Below are 19524 nucleotides of genomic sequence, written 5' to 3'. Positions count from 1 at the left end.
GGGTGCATTTCGCAAATCCGAGATCAACGTCGCGAATGTTTAACTTTTTCTGGTGTTATAATTATAAATCTCAAATTACTCTGAACTTATTAGAATAAAACGACACGTTATAAGTACATGGACGCAGAGTTGCTCTTGATTATGACGTAAAAACCCCAGGCCTCGATGTGTGGCATCGCACGGCGCCATGCGTAACCGAACGCGACTACCCTCACTTCGAATGGGCGAGCCAATCCAGATTGACTGAGAAATTCGCGTATCCGCCCGAAATTCCATGATCGAGCACGCGCGATTGCTTGAACGTCAAGTCGGCATCCGCTCCCCGGTTGACGAGAGAATAGTGCAGACAAATCGGCGTATTGCATCGGGTCGTGCGCAGAACGAACAAGCTGTCCTTGCATAGGGCCTGCGCCCGTCGGTAGCCGAACGACAGCACATCGCCGGCCGCCGCCGACCAGCATTCGAGATGGGTGATCGGGAAGAAGCCGAGCGCCGGCGGCAGCTCGGTGTTGATCCCGGCGTCGAGGCTGATGAGCTTGATCGTCTCGCTCGTGCCGATGCGCGACACGGTGCTGACCGCGAGCGCCGCTCCCGAGGAATGGCCGGCGACGACGATGCGACGACCCGGCATCGCCCGAAGCCTGTTGGCGACGGCGTCGAGGGTCGGCTCCGCGACTGCGACGGCGCGCAGGACGTTGCTGCCGGCTTCGTTCGGGTAGGGGATGCCTTCGAAATCGAAGGTCCGGCCGTAGACGGGGTCGGCGGCGGCGGCCTGCTGCCAGAGGCGCATGTCGGCCTCCGTGGCGCCGTAGCCGCCGAAGAAGACGACGAGGGGCTTTTCGGCAGCGACGGAAATTCCTGATGCGCAGGTCGCAATGACGAGGCAGAGCCGCGCCAGTCGACGTGCCCATAGTCGGTGGCGAGGATCGGGCAAGGCGACAATCCAACTCTGTCCGGCGACGAAGCTCACCGCGTCAATGCGAGCGCAGCGAGGCAATCCGGCACCGATTTTCTGCCGTTTCGGATGTGTCCCTGGGTTGCTTCGCTGTGCTCGCAATGACGCAGGTGGATCCATCGACCGAGACGGGAAGCACAGGAAGGCCGCCGCTCCTGCCGTCCGCCCCCATCGTCGATCAGGCGAGCGCACCTTCTAAAAGCCCAAGCGCATCCTCGACGGCGCGCCGTCGGATCTCGCCGCGATCCAGGACACCGTAGCGCCGCTCCAGGTGCCGGGACTCCATACCGTTTCCGGCGAGGCCGAAATGGACGAGCCCGACGGGTTTCGCGGATGAGCCGCCGCCGGGGCCGGCCACGCCGGTGATGGACACGGCGACATCGGCGCGCGAGCCGGCAAGCGCACCCTCGGCCATAGCGCGGGCGGTCTGTTCGCTCACCGCGCCATACGCGGCAATTGTCGCCTCGGGTATGCCGAGCATCTCGTGCTTGGCTTCGTTCGAGTAGGTGACGAAGCCGCGCTCGACGACGGCGGACGAACCGGGGATTGCGGTCAGCAGGGCGGCGACGAGGCCGCCGGTGCAGGATTCCGCCGTCGCGAGTGTCAGGCCCGCCGCCATGTAAGCTTGTACCAGCGCTTCGGCGCGGGCGAGCAGCGCGGCGTCGTGGATCACGACTGGCGCGCGGCCTGCTCCGCCTCGGCGTCGAGTTCGGCGCAGATCTCCGGAAGGCGCACGCTGGCAGCAGCCTGGGCCGCGAGGCCTTCGGCTCGTCCGACGAAGCCGAGGGTCTCGGTGGTGGTCGCCTTGATCGAGACGCAACCGATCGGAATGCCGGCGATCTCGGCGACGCGGGCGCGGATCGCCTCGCGGTGCGCGCCGATCCGCGGGGCCTCGGCGAGTACGGTGATATCGAGATGATCGATCCGGCCGCCCCTGGCGCGCACGAGCGCAACGGCATGCGCCAGGAACTGGTCCGAGGCTGCGCCGCGCCACTTCTCGTCGCTCGGCGGAAAATGCGTGCCGATGTCGCCGTCGGCGATGGTGCCGAGCAGGGCATCGGTCAGCGCGTGAAGCACCACGTCGCCGTCGGAATGTGCGATGACGCCGCGATCGGCCGGGATCTTGATCCCGCCGAGCCAGACATGGTCGCCCGGTCCGAACTTGTGGACGTCGAAGCCGGTGGCGAGGTGGGAGACCAGTGTTGTCATAGTCGACGCAGATACCGCGTCGGCGCCTCCCGAGAAAGTCCGATCGGCGTCGATCAGGTCGCTCGGCTGCGTGATCTTGCGGTTGGCGGCATCGCCCTCGAACACCACCACCGAGAGCCCGGCCCATTCGGCGAGCGCCCCGTCGTCGGTGAAGCCGTCGCGGCCTTCCGCGACGGCGCGGCGATGCGCGTCGATCAGGGTGGCATAGACGAAGGCTTGAGGGGTCTGCACGGCGCGGAGCGACTCACGGGCCGGCGTCTCGTGGACGCGGCCGATGCCGGGAGCGATGGGCTCGACCAGCTTGATCGTGTCGGAGACCGCGACGCCCGGTACCGCCGCCCCATGCTCGCGGCCGGCCTGGATGGCGCGGTCGATCAGGTCGGTCGCGACGTAGGGGCGGGCAGCGTCGTGGACGAGCACCAGATCCGGCGCTGCGCCCGACGCGGCCAGGGCCTCGAGGCCGGCGCGGACGGATTGCTGCCGCGTCGCACCGCCCGCGACGGGCTCGGAAAGCTTTTTACCGAGATCGGGTTCGAGATCGGCGAGGCATTCGCGATAGAAGTCGGTGGCATCGGGCGCGATCACCGGCTGAATGCGGTCGATGCCGGGATGGCTTGCCAATGCCGCAAGCGTCCGGGTCAGGACGGCCCGGCCACCGACGCGGCGATATTGCTTGGGCAGGTCGCCTCCGATGCGCAGGCCCTTGCCGGCTGCAACGACCACCGCGGCGGTCAAAAGCCTCGCGGCGGGCTCGGTCATCAGGGGCCTCTGCGACATCATGGCGAAGTCGGCTGCGCTCATAAGCGGTGCCCAAGGTGAAGGCAAACCTGAGAAGGCGCTTGCATCGAACTGCCTTTGTCTATTTATTGTGCAAAATGTCGCCTGATCATTATTTGAGCGTTCTGAGCGCAGCTGGGGTTGCCGCAGTCGCTCCACCCCCGGTGCTGTTGGCGCCGTTGTCAGGTGTCACCGATCTCCACATGCGCCGGATCGCACGTCGCACCGGAGCGAGCGCCGTAGTCTCCGAGATGGTGGCGGCGGCCGAGCTCGCCCGGGGCGATGCCGAATCGCAGATCCGCGCAGAAGGTGCCGGGGTCTCGCCGCACATCGTCCAGTTGGCGGGCTGTGCGCCCGAGCCGATGGCTGAGGCGGCCCGCATTGCCGTAGAGAACGGCGCCGACGTGATCGACGTGAACATGGGCTGCCCCGCCAAGACCGTCACCGGTGGTGCTGCCGGCTCGGCCCTGATGCGCGACCTCGACAACGCTGCCCGCCTCCTCGGCGCCGTGCGCGACGCGGTCGCTGTGCCGGTCACCGTCAAGATGCGGCTCGGCTGGGATCATGCGAATCTCAACGCGCCGATGCTGGCGCAGCGGGCCGAGGCGCTCGGCCTGAATGGCGTGACGGTCCACGGCCGAACCCGGCAACAATTCTACAAGGGCAGCGCGGACTGGTCGGCGATCCGGGCCGTCGTCGAGGCGGTGCGCATTCCCGTCTTCGCCAACGGCGACATCGCGAGCCTCGACGATGCGCGCGCCTGCCTGACCGACTCAGGCGCGGCCGGCGTGATGATCGGTCGGGCGGCTTTGGGCCGGCCCTGGCTCGTCGGCGCCATCGCGGCCGGACTTGCCGGAGCGCCTCGGCGCGATCTCTCGCCGGAAGACCGCGAGAACATCGCCCGTGAGCATTACGAGGGGCTGATCGCGCTCTACGGTCCGGCGATGGGCGTGCGGCACGCTCGCAAGCATCTCGCGGCCTATGTCGATCACGCGGGCCCCGGCGCGCTCGCCCCGTCTGAGCGGACCCGCCTTCTTACCACAAGCGATCCGGCGGAGGCCCTCGCGCTCCTGCGCCGGGCGTTCTTCGATCCCGCCGGCGCCGTTCTCGAAACAATCGGCCAGGCGGCTTAGGCACGATGGCCAGTGAGAACAGCGCCTTTCCGATCGGAAGCCTGACGCCGGAGGCGATCATCAACGCGCTGCCGTTGCCGGTCATCACCATCGGCACCGACGAGCGCATCCTGCACGCCAATCATGCTGCCGAGAACTTCTTCGACGCCTCCGTGCGGCTGATGAAGCGCGGGCGGCTGCGCGACATCTTCCCCTTCGCCTCGCCGATCATCGCGCTGGTCGCCGAGGTGCGGAATCGCCGCTCCAGCGTCAGCGAGTACCGGGTCGAGCTGATCCAGCCGCGGACCGGCCTGGAGCGCAGCGTCGATGTGTTTGCGACGCATCTGGGCGATGGCGGCGACAACGTGGTGCTGATGCTCCAGGAGCGCACCATCGCCGACAAGATGAACCGGCAGCTCACCCATCGCGGCGCGGCCCGCTCGATGGTGGCGCTCGGCGCCATGCTCGCTCACGAGATCAAGAACCCGCTCGCCGGCATCCGCGGGGCCGCGCAGCTTCTCGAACAGTCCGGCGTCGAGGAGGACCGTGTCCTGACCCAGTTGATCTGCGACGAGTCCGACCGGATCGTGCGCATCGTCGAGCGCATGGAGCTCTTCGGTGAGGAGCGCCCCGTCGAGCGTGGACCGGTCAACGTCCACGGCGTGCTCGATCAGGTTAAGCGCTCGGCTCAGTCGGGCTTCGGCCGTCACATCCGTTTCGTCGAGAACTACGATCCTTCGCTGCCGCCGGTGCTCGGCAACCGCGACCAGCTCGTCCAGGTGATCCTGAACCTCGTGAAGAATGCAGCGGAGGCCATCGGGGCCGATTCCGTCGAGGGCGAGATCACCTTGTCGACCGCATTCCGGACCGGCCTGCGCCTGCAGGTGCCGGGCTCGCGCGAGCGCGTCAGCCTGCCGATCGAGGTGGCAGTGCGCGACAACGGACCGGGTATCTCCGCCGAGCTGCTTCCGGATCTGTTCGATCCCTTCGTTACCACCAAGTCGCAGGGTTCAGGCCTGGGACTTGCATTGGTCGCGAAGATCGTCGGCGACCATGGGGGCATCGTCGAATGCGATCCCGTTCCCCGCCGTACCGCCTTCCGCATCCTTCTGCCCATGTCCAGCGCCCGGGACGGGCGTGCCTCGGCCGCGGAGCCGTGAGTCCGGAGCTCGAGTAAAGCGATATGCCGAACGGCAACATCATCGTCGCGGACGACGACGCAGCGATCCGCACCGTGCTCAACCAGGCACTGTCGCGGGCGGGCTATGAGGTCCGCTCCACCGGCAACTGCGCGACGCTGTGGCGCTGGGTGGCGCAGGGGGAGGGCGATCTCGTCATCACCGACGTGGTGATGCCGGACGAGAACGTGTTCGACCTGCTGCCGCGTATCAAGCGGGTGCGGCCGGACCTGCCGATCATCGTGATGAGCGCGCAGAACACCTTCATGACCGCAATCCGCGCCTCGGAGCGCGGCGCCTACGAGTATCTGCCCAAACCCTTCGACCTGAAGGAGCTGACGGCGATCGTCGGCCGCGCCCTCTCGCGGCCCCGCGGCATCGCGCCGGCCGGGGCACCGCCCGAGAACGACGACATCCCGCTGGTGGGGCGCTCCCCGGCCATGCAGGAGATCTACCGGGCGCTCGCCCGCCTGATGCCCACCGACCTCACGGTGATGATCACCGGCGAATCCGGGACCGGCAAGGAGCTGGTCGCCCGCGCGCTGCACGATTACGGGCGGCGCCGCGCCGGCCCGTTCGTGCCGGTCAACATGGCGGCGATCCCGCGCGACCTGATCGAGTCCGAACTGTTCGGTCACGAGAAGGGCGCCTTCACCGGCGCGCTGACCCGCTCGGCCGGCCGCTTCGAGCAGGCGGAGGGCGGCACGCTCTTCCTCGACGAGATCGGCGACATGCCGATGGAGGCGCAGACCCGCCTCCTGCGCGTTCTTCAGCAGGGCGAGTACACCACCGTCGGCGGGCGGGTGCCGATCAAGACCAACGTGCGCATTATCGCCGCGACCAACAAGGACCTGCGCGTCTCGATCCAGCAGGGCATCTTCCGAGAGGATCTGTTCTTCCGCATCAACGTCGTGCCGCTGCGGCTGCCGGCGCTCCGCGAGCGCTCGGAGGACGTTCCCGACCTGATCCGGCACTTCTTCGTGCTCGTCGAGCGCGAGGGCCTGAGCCGTAAGCAGCTCGACGGCGAGGCCATGGAGCGGCTCAAGCGCTACCGATGGCCCGGCAACGTGCGCGAGTTGGAGAATCTCGTCCGCCGTCTAGCCGCCCTCTACCCGCAGGAGACCATCACCGGCCCGGTGATCGAGGCCGAGCTCGACACCCTGCCGCTGGCCCAGCCGCAATCGATAAACGGCAGCGGTCGCAAGGTTGCCGACAACGAGACGTTGTCCGGCGCGGTCGAGCGGCACATGTCGGAGTACTTTTCCGGCTACAAGGATACGCTTCCGCCGCCCGGCCTCTATCACCGCGTCCTACGCGAGATCGAAGGTCCGCTGATCGGCGCGGCCCTGGCGGCGACACGGGGCAATCAGATCCGCGCGGCGGAGCTGCTCGGGGTGAACCGCAACACCCTGCGTAAGAAGGTGCGCGACCTCGACCTGCAGGTATTTCGAACATCGCGCTGACCCGCAGCGCCCGTACGGCACTTCCAGCCGCCCGCTCAATCGGGCAGCATTTCGGCGCGATTCGTATTAATTTCGCCACACTGTTGTGGCCCTGCATCAGCCATGCCGCTGATGCGATGGATCAGGAAAAGTTCCGCCTCCGGTGCGGAAGCCGGAAGGGCCGGGGCGGGGTCCGCCACGCCCCGCGGGCCGGGCTGGATCGGGGCGGCCGTCGTCGCCACGGCGCTCGTCTCGGCAAGCATCACCTTCATGATGCTCGCCGGCCTGATCAAGGTCACGCCGAAGCCCGCCACCGGCGTGGCGCTCCTGGCCATCAACGCCGCCCTGGTCCTCGGTCTCGTCTTCGTGATCGCCTGGGAAGCGCGGGTCTTCTTGCATGCCCGCAAGGCCCATGCGGCGGTGGCACAGCTGCATTCGCGCATCGTCGGCTTGTTCAGCCTGATCGCGATCCTGCCGACGATCCTGCTCGCCATCGTCGCCTCAATCACCATCGACCGCGGCCTGTCCCTCGGCTTCACCGACCGGGTTCGCGACGTGGTGCTGAAATCCGTCGAGGTCGCCGATGCCTACCAGGAGAACCAGTGCCAGTCGCTGGCGCGCGAGATCCGCATCCTCACCGACGACCTGACTCGAGCCCGGCCGCAATTCGACGTGAATCGCGAGTGGTTCGAAGGCTTCATGACCACGCGCGCCCAGGCGCTCGGCCTGCCGATCGCCAAGATCATGCGCGGCCCGAACGACGTGGTCGCCCGCGCCCAGATCGACATCCTGAAGCAGACGCGTTTGCCCTCCGCCGCCGCCTTCGAGGATGCGGCGAAGTCGAGCGACCCGATCTGCCTGCTGCCGAACGAGGGGCGGGTCTTCGCCGCCCTGCTGCGGATGCCCGCCTACGACAACGCGGTGCTGCTGGTGCAGCGCGAGGTCAGCCAGCTCGCCATCGACTTCCCCGGCGTGTCGCGTGCCGCGGCGGCCGAATACCTCACCTACGATTCGCTCAAGCGCTCGATCCAGATCGCCTTCGCCTCGGTCTTCCTGCTGATCGCGCTGATCACGCTGCTCTCGGCGGTCTGGTTCGGATTGAGCTTCGCCAACCGCTTCGTCGAACCGATCCGCCGGCTGATCAACGCGGCCGATCAGGTTGCCTCGGGTAATTTCTACGCGCAGGTGCCGGCGCGCCGGGACGACGGCGATCTCGGCCATCTGGGCGAGAGCTTCAACAAGATGACGCAGGAGCTGCGGCGCCAGCATGACGGGCTGACCGCTGCGAGCGAACTGATCGACCGCCGCCGCCGCTTCACCGAGGCCGTGCTGTCGGGCGTGTCGCCCGGCGTGATCGGCGTCGATGCCGGTGGCATCATCACCATCGCCAACCCGTCGGTGGAACGCACCCTCGGCCTCACCTCCGGCGAACTCGTCGGCGTGCCCCTGACCCAGGCCGTGCCGGAGCTCGCCTCGCTGTTTCCCGAGGAAGGAAGCGGTCGCGAGGGTCGCCAGCGCGCGTTGCAGCAGCAGATCCAGCTTCAGCGGAATGGCCGCGAGCGCACCATCGCGGTCCGCGTCACCAGCGAGCAGGCCCAGGGCGGCTCGCGCGGCTACGTGGTGACGCTCGACGACATCACCGATCTGGTCTCGGCCCAGCGCACCTCCGCCTGGGCCGACGTGGCGCGCCGCATCGCCCACGAGATCAAGAACCCCCTGACCCCGATCCAGCTCTCGGCCGAGCGCATCCGGCGCAAATACGGAAAGATGATCACCGTCGACAAGGAGATCTTCGACCAGTGCACGGCGACGATCGTGCGGCAGGTCGACGAGATCAAGCGCATGGTCGACGAGTTCTCGTCCTTCGCGCGGATGCCGAAACCGGCCATCGCCCGGCAGGACCTGACCGAGATCGCCAAGCAGAACCTCTTCATGATGCGGGTCGCGCATCCCGACTTCGATTTCCCGTTCTCGGTGGACGGCGTCGGCGAAGAAGAACGGATCGAGGCGGCCTTCGACATCCGCCTTCTGTCCCAGGCGCTCACCAACATCCTCAAGAACGCCGTCGAGGCGGTCCAGGCGGTGCCCGAGGACGTGCTGACGGCGGCTGGTGGGCAGGGCCGCGTGAGCCTGCGTTTGCTGGTCGAGCAGGACTTCGCGGTGATCGAAGTCACCGACAACGGAAAAGGCTTTCCCGCCGAGGGACGCCAGCGCCTGCTCGAGCCCTATATGACGACCCGCGAAGGGGGGACTGGCCTCGGACTGGCCATCGTCAGCAAGGTGCTCGAAGAGCATGGCGGCGGGATCGAATTGAACGACAATCCCGACGGACGGGGCGGTCAGGTCCGCATGAAGGTGCCGCGCGACGTCTCGCGTGACGCGGGCACCGGTGCGGCGGCACCGTCCGAGCGGACACCCCACAAGAACACCACTGGCAGGGAGGGCGCCGTCATCAGCGCGCCCCGCGTCGCGGAGATGCAGTCATGAGCGCCGATATCCTGATCGTCGACGACGAGGCCGACATTCGCGACCTCGTCTCCGGCATCCTCGACGACGAGGGCCATCGCACCCGCACGGCCTCGGGCTCGGACGAGGCGCTGGCCTCGATCGAGAGCCGTCGGCCGCACCTCGTCTTCCTCGACATCTGGCTGCAGGGCTCGCGCCTCGACGGCCTGCAGGTGCTCGACCTGATCAAGGCCGGCCACCCGGACCTGCCGGTGGTGATGATCTCGGGCCACGGCAACATCGAGACCGCCGTCGCTGCGATCAAGTCGGGCGCCTACGACTTCATCGAGAAGCCGTTCAAGGCGGACCGGCTGATCCTGGTGGCCGAACGTGCGCTGGAAACCTCGCGGCTGCGGCGCGAGGTGCGCGACCTCAAGACCCGCGGTGGCCAGACGAACCGCATCGTCGGCGCCTCGGTCGCCGTGAACCAGCTGCGCCAGACCGTCGACCGCGTCGCGCCGACCAATGCCCGAGTGATGATCTCCGGCGCGCCGGGCTCCGGCAAGGAACTCGCGGCCCGGACCCTGCACACGACCTCGGCGCGCGCCAGCGGGCCCTTCGTGGTCATCAACGCCGCCACCATCACCCCGGACACGATGGAGGCGGAGTTGTTCGGTGTGGAAGCCGGCGAGGGCCGCACCCGCCGCGTCGGCGCGCTGGAGGAAGCGCATGGCGGCTCGCTCTACATCGACGAAGTCGCCGACATGCCGCGGGAGACGCAGAGCCGGATCCTGCGCGTCCTCGTCGACCAGAATTTCCAGCGCGTCGGCGGTACGACGCGGGTGCATGTCGACGTACGTATCATCTCGTCGTCCTCGCGTGATCTCGCCGAGGAGATCGCCGGCGGACGCTTCCGGGAAGACCTCTTCCATCGGCTGTCCGTGGTGCCGATCCGCGTACCGTCCCTCGCCGAGCGCCGCGAGGACGTGCCCGAGCTGATCAGCTTCTTCATGGAGCAGATCTCGGGCGCCACCGGCCTGCCGCGCCGTCGGATCGCCGAGGATGCGATGGCGGTTCTGCAGTCTCACGACTGGCCCGGCAACGTCCGGCAGCTGCGCAACAACGTCGAGCGGCTGATGATCCTGACTCAGACCGACCCGGAGCAGGAGGTTACCTCGGAGATGCTTCCCACCGAGGTCGGCGCCCTGGTTCCGACCACGCCGACGGGCGCGGGCGGCGAGAAACTGATGAGCCTCGCGCTCCGTGAGGCCCGCGAGATCTTCGAGCGCGAGTATCTGATCGCTCAGATCGCGCGATTCTCCGGAAACATTTCCCGCACCGCAGAGTTCATCGGCATGGAGCGTTCGGCGCTCCACCGGAAGTTGAAGTCCCTCGGAATCGGTCCGTAGACGGCGCTTCGTTCAGGACCGGACCACGTCGCTGTGGACCGGTCCAGGAAGACGCCTTCCGCAGCGCAAACCTCTTGCATCGTGGGAGGCTTCGCCCTGTAATGGAGACGGCTGGAGAGTCAGACCCGCATTGTGGGTTCGGATGGTTCGACTCGCGTTGCCAATTAAGAGAACCTACCCCGAGTGGTGGGCGCAAACTAAAAAAGGATAAGAAAAATGGCGGGCGAGCGGGCACAGAACCTCCAAGACACCTTTCTGAACCACGTTCGCAAGAACAAGATTCCGCTCACGATCTTTCTCGTCAACGGCGTCAAGCTTCAGGGCGTCGTGACGTGGTTCGACAATTTTTGTGTGCTGCTGCGCCGCGACGGACATTCGCAGCTCGTCTACAAGCACGCGATTTCGACGATCATGCCGGGTCATCCCGTGCAGTTGTTCGAACCGGACGAGGCGGCGCCGGCCGAGAAGGTCTGAGCCGATCTGCGCCATATTCGCGGTTGCAAGGGCCTGCCCCGTGCGAAACGGCATCGGCATCACGATATGTCATCGTGATGCCAAGAGGACTTCATGACTGAGACGCTGACTCCCGGCGAAGCGCGGCTGCGGCGTCAGGCCGCGCCCGAAGGCGATATCGCGGCTGCAACCCGCACATTGGTCGTCGGACCCTATCTGACCCGTGCTGCGGAACGATCGGCCAGCGCCGGCGAGACGCCGCGCTCGATCGAGGCGCGCCTCGACGAAGCCACTGGTCTCGCGGCGGCGATCGAACTCGACGTGACGCAGGCGATCAGCGTCCAGATCCAGCGCATCCGGCCCTCGACCTATCTCGGCAAGGGCCGGGTCGAGGAGATCGCAGGGTTGATCGCGGCCGAGGAGATCGGCCTCGTGGTGGCCGATTGCGCGCTCTCGCCCGTGCAGCAGCGCAACCTGGAAAAGGCCTGGGGCGCCAAGGTCATCGACCGCACCGGCCTGATCCTGGAGATCTTCGGCCGGCGCGCCTCAACGCGCGAGGGTACGTTGCAGGTCGAACACGCCCATCTTTCCTACCAGAAGAGCCGGCTCGTTCGGTCGTGGACCCACTTGGAACGCCAGCGCGGCGGCTTCGGCTTCCTCGGCGGTCCTGGCGAGACCCAGATCGAGGCGGATCGCCGTCAGATCCAGGAGCGCATGACCAAGATCGAGCGCGATCTCGATTCGGTCACGCGGACCCGCGGCCTGCACCGTACCAGCCGGGCGCGGGTGCCGTACCCGATCGTGGCCCTCGTCGGCTACACCAATGCCGGCAAGTCGACGCTGTTCAACGCGCTCACCAAGGCCGAGGTGAAGGCGCAGGACATGCTGTTCGCCACCCTCGACCCGACGGCCCGCGCCACCAAGCTGCCGCACGGCGAGACCGTCATCCTGTCGGACACGGTGGGCTTCATCTCCGACCTGCCGACCTCGCTGATCGCCGCCTTCCGCGCCACTCTGGAAGACGTCATCGAGGCCGACATCCTGCTGCATGTCCGCGACGTCTCGCACGGCGATACCGAGGCGCAGCGCGAGGATGTGGATACGGTGTTGCGCGAACTCGGCATCGAGGCGAATGCCGACCGGATCATCGAGGTCTGGAACAAGGCGGATCTGCTGCACGAGGGCGAGCGCACGCGGCTGGCCAATCTCGGCAACCAGAGCGGAGGCGCCGCCCCGGTGCTGGTCTCGGCCCTGACGGGGGAGGGGCTCGACGCGCTCTCCGCGCGGATCGAGGCGCGCATCGCCACCGCCCGCTCGACCTTCGCCGTGAAGCTCGGACCGGAGGAGGGTGCTGCGCTGAATTGGCTCTACGAGAATGCGGAGGTGCTCGACCGCAAGTCGGAGGAGGGCGGCACGATGCATCTCGCCATCCGCATCGCCCCCGAGAAGGAGCCGCGCTTCCTCAACCGGTTCGAGGGCGCGCGCCGTATTCGTTCCGCGGCACGCTGAACCTTTCGGCGGCTCCGACACGAACAAGAGCCGGCGCGGTGACCCCGCGCCGGCTCTTTTTGCGTTTCGGTTCGGTCAGTGCGCCGGAGCGGGATGAAGCGCCGCCGAAAGCTTTTCCCTGAGACCGGCGGAGCCGCCGACAACTTCGAACGTGGTGCCCGCCTTGGCCCGTCGGGAGGCCCAATCCTGGATCATCTCAAGACAGGTATGGTCCACGTGGCCCAGCTTGTCCGCCGAGACGCGGACCGGGCCGCCCGACGGCGTCAGCTCCAGCGCCTCGGTGAGATGTGGCAGCTGCAGGAAGGTCGCCGAACCCGAGAGCCGGACCTCGGGGACCGCGGCGAGACCGCCGGCGGGCTGGAAGGCGGTCGCCGCGCCGCCCTCGATCTTGAGCAGGCCCTTCTTGAGCAGGTGCGGAACCACCTGGATCAGGCTGAGCCCGAGCCCCACCAGCACGCCGGTGAGGAGGTCGGTGCCGACCACCGTCAGCATGGTCACCAGCCAGATCGCCGCGGTGGCGACGCCATGGCGTCTGTGCAGGTGAAAGGCGTGCTCGATGCTGATGAGACGGACGCCGGTGACGACGAGGATGCCGGCGAGCGCCGCCGTCGGCACCAGTTCCAGCGCCCAGGGTAGGGCCATCAGGAAGGCCAGGATCCAGGCGCCATGCATCACGGCGGAGGCGCGGGTGACGGCACCGGCCTGGACGTTCGCCGAGGAACGCACGATCACGCCGGTCATCGGCAGGCCGCCGACCAGACCGCAGAGCATGTTCCCGACGCCCTGCGCGCCAAGTTCGCGGTTGTACTGAGTGCGCGGGCCGTCATGCATCCGGTCGACGGCAGCGGCCGAGAGCAGGCTCTCCGCGCTGGCGATGATCGCCAGCGTCAGGGCCATGACGATCATGGTGGGCTCGGAGAGCCGGCCCCAATCGCCCGTGGCCGGCAACGCCAGTGTCGAGAGGATCGCCTCCGGCACGTCCACATGCTTCACGGCGAGACCGGCGACGGCGCTGACGATCGTGCCCGCGACCACGCCGACGAGCGCGCCCGGCAGCATCTTCAGTCGTGTCGGGCGTATCTTCTCCCATCCGAGCATGGCGACGATGGTCGACAGGCCGACGATCACGGCGCCGGTCTTGTTGCCCTCGCCCTGCACGAAGTCGAAGAAGGCGGCGGGGATAGCGACCAGATTGTCGAGGCCGCTCGCCTGCGGCAGAGCGTCAGTGAGGACGTGGATCTGCCCGAGCACGATCAGCACGCCGATGCCGGCGAGCATGCCGTGCACCACGGCGGGCGAGATCGCCCGGAACCAACCGCCGACGCGGAGCGCCCCGGCGATGATCTGGATAGCGCCGGCGACCACCAGCACGGGGCCGAGCATGCCGATGCCGTGCTCCCGCACGAACTCGAAGACGATTACCGCAAGGCCGGCAGCCGGGCCGCTGACCTGGAGCGGCGAGCCCGCGAGCATGCCGACGATGAGACCGCCGATGATGCCCGTGATCAGTCCGCGCTCGGGCGGGACGCCCGAGGCGATGGCGATCCCCATGCACAGCGGCAGCGCCACCAGAAACACGACGAAGGAGGACGGTAGATCCCGCGAGAGCGACGCAGGCAGGATCCGCGAAAGCGACTGAGGCATCGGGTGCTTCGTCCTTATTCGGCCGCGACGGACATCGGGCCGGCGTATTCCGGAGCGGCGACCCTGACCGAGGGCGCCTGCGCCACCTTGATCTCGGTATTCTCCTCGATCGCCACGAAGCGACCGTCCTCGCCGTCATAGGCAAGCACGGTGCCCTTCTCGATTTCGAAGAACCAGCCGTGGAGGCGCAGCTGCCCCTTGGCGAGGCCGGAGGCGACGCTTGGATGCGTGCGCAGGTTGCTGAGCTGGACGACGACGTTCTCCAAGGCCAGGGCGCGGTGCCGATCCTTCGGGTCCATGTCGGCGGGATAGGCCTCGCAGACTATCCGGCTCGCGGCCTGGCTGTGCTTCAGCCACGCAGCGACGTTCGGCATCCTCTCCAGCGCCTCGGGCATCATCAGCCCCTTCATCGCGCCGCAATCCGAATGGCCGCAGATGACGATGTCGCGAACGCCGAGCGCCACGACCGCATACTCGATGGCCGACGAGACGCCGCCGTTCTGCTGGGAGTAGGGCGGTACGATGTTGCCGGCGTTGCGGCAGACGAAGAGATCGCCGGGACCGGACTGGGTGATGTGCTCCGGCGAGACGCGGGAATCGGCACAGGCGATGATGAGAGCCGACGGCTGCTGCCCGTCGCGCACGAGCTGTTCGTAGACTTTCTGCTGGCCGGGAAATATATTGCCGCGAAAGTTCGATATCCCTTGGATGATATTGTCCACAATGGCCCTCGTCGTCTCGAATGGAAGCTGGATCGGCCGCATTCGCAACACCCGTCATAGACGATGGAGCGATTGCAGAGGTTCAGGACGTATCGAAAGACTTTGTAGGCGCCGATCCGACCGAGAATCGAACGCGCACGACCGATCCTGTTCGGTCGCAGGCGACATCAGTTCTTCGGCGCACGATGTCCGCGCTGCCTCCATCCCGGGACGGCGAACGTGCCGCGCGCCCCGTTCAGCGTTGCCATGCGGGCGCCAGGCCGCCGAAGGTCTTCGCCCTCGGGAGCGCGCACGACGATGAAGCGCAGGATCGGTTCAGGCTTCCATGACAGTCGCTGCCCCGGCACAAAGTCTTTCGGTGTGCTCCGGTGTATAGCGACGTATATCTCAAGGTTAAGTGCGAAACCGCACCTCGATATACTTGAGGTTTAATCCCGAGATCGGTCCGGTTGCGTGCCAAAGCGCACGCCTCTGCAGCGGACAACGGATCGTGAGGGATGAAATTCCGACCGGCACCGCCGGAATGCCGTGCTAGCTGTATCGTTCAGGTAGTGTCAGATCTGCGCAGCGCACGCCGCGCCTCTCCTCGCCCGCTGGGCGAGGGGGACCGCGCGAAGCGTGGTGGAGTTGGCAGCGCCGAGCGCAATCGGAAACGCCGCACCTTCCGTCCCCTCCGCGGCCACCTCCTCAAGGGTCGAGGATTGGCGCACCGGAGACCGAAGCGATCGATCGGCACTTGTTCGAACCGCCCTCAGCCGAGCAGGCGGTCCAGCGTGATCGGGAATTCGCGCACGCGGATGCCGGTGGCATGGAAGATCGCGTTGGCGATGGCGCCGGCCGTGCCCGTGATGCCGATCTCGCCGACGCCCTTGATGCCCAGCGCATTCACGTGGGGATCGTCCTCCTCCACGAGGATCGCCTCGATCGACGGCACGTCGGCGTTCACCGGCACGTGGTACTCGGCGAGGCTGGCATTCATGATCCGCCCCGACCGGGCATCGGTGACCGCGTGTTCGTGGAGCGCGAAGGACACGCCCCAGATCATGCCGCCGTAATACTGGCTCCGCACGAGGCGCGGATTCACGATCCGGCCCGCAGCGAAAGCGCCAACGAGACGGCTGACGAGGATCTGGCCGAGCTCGGGATCGACCTTCACTTCGGCGAAGACCGCGCCGTGCGCGTGCATGGCGTAGTGGTCGCGCGCCGCTGGATCGCTCGCGGACTTGGCCGTGGCGACGATCTCGGCGCGCCCGGCTCTGCCAAGAATCTCCGAAAAACGCTCGCCGCGGCTCTCGTCGTCCCGGCGCAGCAGGCTCCCGTCGCGGGCGATCACGCCGGCATTGCCGGCGCCGAACAGTGGCGAGGCCTCGTCGTTGGTGGCGAGGTCGGCGAGCTGCGCGATCACGGCGCGTCCCGCCTCGTGGATCGCCGAGCCGGCCGTGGCGGTATGGGCCGAGCCGCCGGCGATGCCGGCATTCGGCAGGTCCGACGAGCCCATCTCGAAGGTGACCGCGTCGAGATCGAGCCCGAGGCTGTCGGCGGCGATCTGGGCGAGCGCCGTCCAGGCGCCCTGGCCCATATCGTGCGCGCCGATGAGCATCGCGCCCCTGCCGTCGGCGCGCAGGATCGCCCGTGCCTCGGCCTGCATCATCAGGGCGGGGAAGGTCGCGGTGCCCATGCCCCAGCCGACCAGAAGGCCGGCCTCGTCGCGCATCGAGCGCGGCGCCGGATTTCGCGAGCCCCAGCCGAAGCGCTCGGCGCCCTGTGCGTAGCATTCGCGAAGTGCTTTGGAGGAGAACGGCTTGCCGGAGATCGGCTCGATCTCCGCATAGTTCTTCAGGCGAAATGCCAGCGGGTCCATGCCGCAGGCTTCCGCCATTTCGTCGACCGCGCTCTCGAGAGCGGCGCTGCCCGAGGCTTCGCCGGGCGCACGCATGAACATCGGCGTGCCGATGTCGAGGCGCACGGCCTCGTGCGTCGCGGAGATGTTCGGGCTCGCGTAGAGGGTGTGCGAGACGCCACCGCTGGGCTCGAAAAAGTCGTCGTAGGTGCTCGACGCCGTCAGCGTCCGATGCTCGAGCGCCGTCAGCCGGCCCTCGCCGTCGGTCCCCATTCGAAGGGTCTGGCGGGTCTGTGCGCGATGGCCGACCGGGCCGAACATCTGCTCCCGGCGCGTGACGAGTTTCACAGGCCGCCCGGCGAGCTTCGCCGCCATGATGCCGAGCACCTGCGGCCCGGCCGCACCGGCCTTCGAGCCGAAGCCGCCGCCGAGGAAGGGCGAGCGGATCAGAATGTTCTTCGGATCGATATCGAACAGGCCGGCGATGCGGCCCTGCGCCATCGCCAGCGCCTGGCTCGGCGTGTCCAGGGTCAGGCGGTCGCCGTCCCAGGCGGCGACGATAGCGTGAGGTTCCATGGCGTTGTGGTACTGAGACGGCGTCTCGTAGGCGACCTCGATCCGGCGGGCTGCCGCGGTCAGGCCAGCCTCGACATCGCCCGTGCTCGCGCTCGGCTCTTCGCCGGCCCCGACGGCGGGCGGTACGAAGGGCGTGTCCGTATCGAGCGCGGTGCGCGCGGCTTCCGCCTCGTAGCGCGGCGCGAGCAGCCGGGCGCCCTCGGTCGCGGCCTCCACGGTCTCGGCGATGACGACGGCGATCGGCTGGTTGGCGTAGCGGACGTTCGCGTCCTGCAGCAGGTCGAGCCGAAAGGCGAAGGGGTTGTCTTTCTTGTCCGGGTGTTGCGCGAGCTTCGGCGCGTTCTCCGGCCGCATCACCGCGACGACGCCGGGGTGCGCCTCGGCCGCCGCCACGTCGAGATGGGTGACGCGGCCTCGCGCGATCGCGCTGACCGCCATGACGGCGTGCAGCAGGCCCTCGGGATGGTTGTCGGCGGCGTAGGTTGCCGCGCCCGTCACCTTGAGCAGGCCGTCGCGCCGCGTCAGCGGCTGGCCGATGCTCGATCCGTGGCGAATGCGCGTGACTGCGGTCTCAGGCATGGAGCGGGTCTCCCGAAGCGGGGGCGAAGACGGAGGCCGGCAGGGCGGGCATGCGCTCCGGCGTGCCCGCCGTCGCGAGCGTCAGCGCGCGCACGATCAGCCGGCGAGCGAGTTCGATCTTGAAGGCGTTGTCGCCGGAGGGTCTCGCGCCGGCTAGCGCGGCATCGGCCGCCCGGCGGAAGGCCGCCGCGTCCGGCGCGGCCCCGACCAGGGCCGTTTCCGCCTCCCGTGCCCGCCACGGTTTCAGCGCGACGCCGCCGAGCGCGATGCGGGCCTCGCCGATCCGCCCGCCGTCGAGGCGCAGCGCGGCGGCGACCGAGACCAGGGCGAAAGCGTAGGAGGTGCGCTCCCGGACCTTGGCGTAGCGGCTGTGCGCGGCGAAGCCGGCGGCCTCGCCCGGCAGGCGCACAGCGGTAACGAGCTCGCCCGGCTCCAGCACGCTCTCGCGCTCGGGTGTGTCGCCGGGGAGGCGGTGGAAGGCTTCGAGCGGCACCTCGCGCCTGCCGGCTCGGCCTTCGATCTCCACCACCGCATCGAGGGCGACGAGCGGCACGCAGAAGTCGGATGGGTGCGTGGCGATGCAGTGCTCGCTCCAGCCGAGGATCGCATGGCCCCGCGTCTCGCCGCCTAGCGCCTCGCAGCCGGCGCCCGGCTCGCGCTTGTTGCAGGCGCTGGCCGGGTCGTAAAAGTATGGGCAGCGGGTGCGCTGCAGCAGGTTGCCGGCAGTCGTAGCCGCATTGCGCAGCTGGGCCGACGCCCCCGACAGCAGCGCCTCGGCCACCGACGGATAGGCCCTGGCGAAGTCCGCATCGTGGGCGAGGTCGGCGTTGCGCACCAGCGCGCCGACCCGGACACCGCCGTCCGGCAGCCGCTCGATCCGGTCGAGCCCGGGAAGGCGGGTGACGTCGACGAGGCGGGTCGGGTGTGTGAGGCCGCCCTTCATCAGATCGAGCAGGTTGGTACCCGCAGCGAGATACGCGGCGCCGGGCTCGGAGGCGGCCGCGATTGCCTCGGCGATCGATCCGGCACGGACGTAGTCGAAGCGGTTCATGCGGCGTTTCCCTGGTTCATGCGGGATTGCGCGTCGCGCACCGCCTCGGTGATGCCGAGATAGGCGCCGCAGCGGCAGAGGTTGCCGCTCATCGCCTCGCGGATCCGCTCGGGATCGTCGCCCGCCTGCGCCTCACGGATGAGCCCCACCGCGCTCATGATCTGGCCGGGCGTGCAGAAGCCGCACTGGAAGCCGTCATGCTCGACGAAGGCCGCCTGCACCGGATGCAGCGCATCGCCCTCCGCCAAGCCCTCGATGGTCAGCACCTCCGCGCCGTCGAGGCTCGCTGCCAGCTGGAGGCAGGCATTGATCCGCCGCCCGTCGACGAGGACGGTGCACGCCCCGCACTGGCCGCGGTCGCAACCCTTCTTCGAACCGGTGAGGTGAAGGCGCTCGCGCAGCAGGTCGAGCAGGGTCACGCGAGGATCGTCGAGGGCGATTTCGCGGCGCGTGCCGTTGATGGTCAGGGACAAGGGGATGGTCATGCCGGGCGTCTGTCCCGCTTCACTCTGGAAGCGTTACAGATAGCCCGCCCGGCGATGCCGGGTAGGGCCGCCGCGACTGCCGGTCGCGCGACCGAGTTCAAGCGAGGCCGACGGGCTGGTCACCAAGACCCGCCCGTC

16 protein-coding genes are annotated in these 19524 nt (G+C 68.0%); 7 read left to right on the top strand and 9 right to left on the bottom strand.

Annotated elements, in window-relative coordinates:
• Positions 1–211: 211 nt before the first annotated feature.
• The 3 genes from MHA02_RS16860 to MHA02_RS16850 all read right to left on the bottom strand — a co-directional run bounded on the left by MHA02_RS16860 (position 212) and on the right by MHA02_RS16850 (position 2923).
• Entirely contained in the window at positions 212–934 is a 723-nt protein-coding gene (locus MHA02_RS16860; RefSeq protein WP_147080759.1) for an alpha/beta hydrolase, read from the bottom strand.
• Between the two features lie 199 nt (positions 935–1133).
• On the bottom strand, positions 1134–1628 hold the full coding sequence (locus tag MHA02_RS16855; protein WP_147080757.1) for a CinA family protein: 495 nt from the start codon (positions 1626–1628) through the stop codon (positions 1134–1136).
• On the bottom strand, positions 1625–2923 hold the full coding sequence (locus tag MHA02_RS16850) for a bifunctional 2-C-methyl-D-erythritol 4-phosphate cytidylyltransferase/2-C-methyl-D-erythritol 2,4-cyclodiphosphate synthase (RefSeq protein WP_147080755.1): 1299 nt from the start codon (positions 2921–2923) through the stop codon (positions 1625–1627). Before MHA02_RS16850 ends, MHA02_RS16855 begins: the two co-directional genes overlap by 4 nt.
• A 116-nt stretch (positions 2924–3039) precedes the next feature.
• Between MHA02_RS16850 and dusB the strand changes: the two genes are divergently transcribed.
• The 3 genes from dusB to ntrC are packed head-to-tail and all read left to right on the top strand — an operon-like array spanning position 3040 to position 6694.
• A complete protein-coding gene (gene dusB, locus MHA02_RS16845; protein ID WP_147080753.1) occupies positions 3040–4074 on the top strand; it encodes a tRNA dihydrouridine synthase DusB in 1035 nt (344 codons plus the stop codon).
• 5 nt (positions 4075–4079) lie between these two features.
• Positions 4080–5213 carry a two-component system sensor histidine kinase NtrB gene (locus MHA02_RS16840; RefSeq protein WP_147080751.1) on the top strand — a complete coding sequence of 378 codons (1134 nt, stop codon included), beginning with the start codon at positions 4080–4082 and terminating at the stop codon, positions 5211–5213.
• Between the two features lie 23 nt (positions 5214–5236).
• Positions 5237–6694 carry a nitrogen regulation protein NR(I) gene (ntrC, locus tag MHA02_RS16835; protein WP_147080749.1) on the top strand — a complete coding sequence of 486 codons (1458 nt, stop codon included), beginning with the start codon at positions 5237–5239 and terminating at the stop codon, positions 6692–6694.
• Positions 6695–6729: 35 nt separating this feature from the next.
• Here ntrC and MHA02_RS22720 read toward each other — a convergent pair whose 3' ends face one another.
• Positions 6730–6945, bottom strand: coding sequence for a hypothetical protein (locus tag MHA02_RS22720; RefSeq protein ID WP_238180391.1), 216 nt, complete (start codon positions 6943–6945; stop codon positions 6730–6732).
• Between MHA02_RS22720 and MHA02_RS16830 the strand changes: the two genes are divergently transcribed.
• The 4 genes from MHA02_RS16830 (at position 6893) to hflX (ending at position 12489) form a co-directional block, all read left to right on the top strand.
• On the top strand, positions 6893–9160 hold the full coding sequence (locus tag MHA02_RS16830; protein WP_373318383.1) for a sensor histidine kinase NtrY-like: 2268 nt from the start codon (positions 6893–6895) through the stop codon (positions 9158–9160). The genes MHA02_RS22720 and MHA02_RS16830 overlap by 53 nt on opposite strands.
• A complete protein-coding gene (gene ntrX, locus MHA02_RS16825) occupies positions 9157–10527 on the top strand; it encodes a nitrogen assimilation response regulator NtrX (RefSeq protein ID WP_147080746.1) in 1371 nt (456 codons plus the stop codon). The genes MHA02_RS16830 and ntrX overlap by 4 nt, the downstream gene beginning before the upstream one ends.
• A gap of 216 nt (positions 10528–10743) precedes the next feature.
• The gene (hfq, locus tag MHA02_RS16820) at positions 10744–11001 is read left to right on the top strand and encodes an RNA chaperone Hfq (RefSeq protein ID WP_147080744.1); all 258 of its coding nucleotides are present in this window, start codon (positions 10744–10746) and stop codon (positions 10999–11001) included.
• A gap of 93 nt (positions 11002–11094) precedes the next feature.
• Positions 11095–12489, top strand: coding sequence for a GTPase HflX (gene hflX / locus MHA02_RS16815; RefSeq protein WP_147080742.1), 1395 nt, complete (start codon positions 11095–11097; stop codon positions 12487–12489).
• A 75-nt stretch (positions 12490–12564) separates the two neighbouring features.
• On the opposite strand, the gene MHA02_RS16810 is transcribed toward hflX, so the two are convergent.
• From MHA02_RS16810 to MHA02_RS16790, 5 genes are all read right to left on the bottom strand, one after another.
• On the bottom strand, positions 12565–14133 hold the full coding sequence (locus MHA02_RS16810) for a SulP family inorganic anion transporter (RefSeq protein WP_147080740.1): 1569 nt from the start codon (positions 14131–14133) through the stop codon (positions 12565–12567).
• Between the two features lie 14 nt (positions 14134–14147).
• Positions 14148–14855 (bottom strand): carbonic anhydrase, encoded by a 708-nt coding sequence (locus tag MHA02_RS16805; RefSeq protein ID WP_147080738.1) that lies wholly within the window; start codon positions 14853–14855, stop codon positions 14148–14150.
• Between the two features lie 751 nt (positions 14856–15606).
• On the bottom strand, positions 15607–17850 hold the full coding sequence (locus tag MHA02_RS16800; protein WP_147080736.1) for a xanthine dehydrogenase family protein molybdopterin-binding subunit: 2244 nt from the start codon (positions 17848–17850) through the stop codon (positions 15607–15609).
• Positions 17843–18901 carry an FAD binding domain-containing protein gene (locus MHA02_RS16795; RefSeq protein WP_147080734.1) on the bottom strand — a complete coding sequence of 353 codons (1059 nt, stop codon included), beginning with the start codon at positions 18899–18901 and terminating at the stop codon, positions 17843–17845. Before MHA02_RS16795 ends, MHA02_RS16800 begins: the two co-directional genes overlap by 8 nt.
• On the bottom strand, positions 18898–19386 hold the full coding sequence (locus MHA02_RS16790; protein ID WP_147080732.1) for a (2Fe-2S)-binding protein: 489 nt from the start codon (positions 19384–19386) through the stop codon (positions 18898–18900). The genes MHA02_RS16795 and MHA02_RS16790 overlap by 4 nt, the downstream gene beginning before the upstream one ends.
• Positions 19387–19524 lie beyond the last annotated feature (138 nt).

The organism is Methylobacterium haplocladii (assembly GCF_007992175.1).
Lineage (GTDB): Bacteria > Pseudomonadota > Alphaproteobacteria > Rhizobiales > Beijerinckiaceae > Methylobacterium > Methylobacterium haplocladii.
The sequence above is the reverse complement of the archived record's forward strand: the minus strand, read 5'-3'. Positions and strand labels throughout refer to the sequence as shown.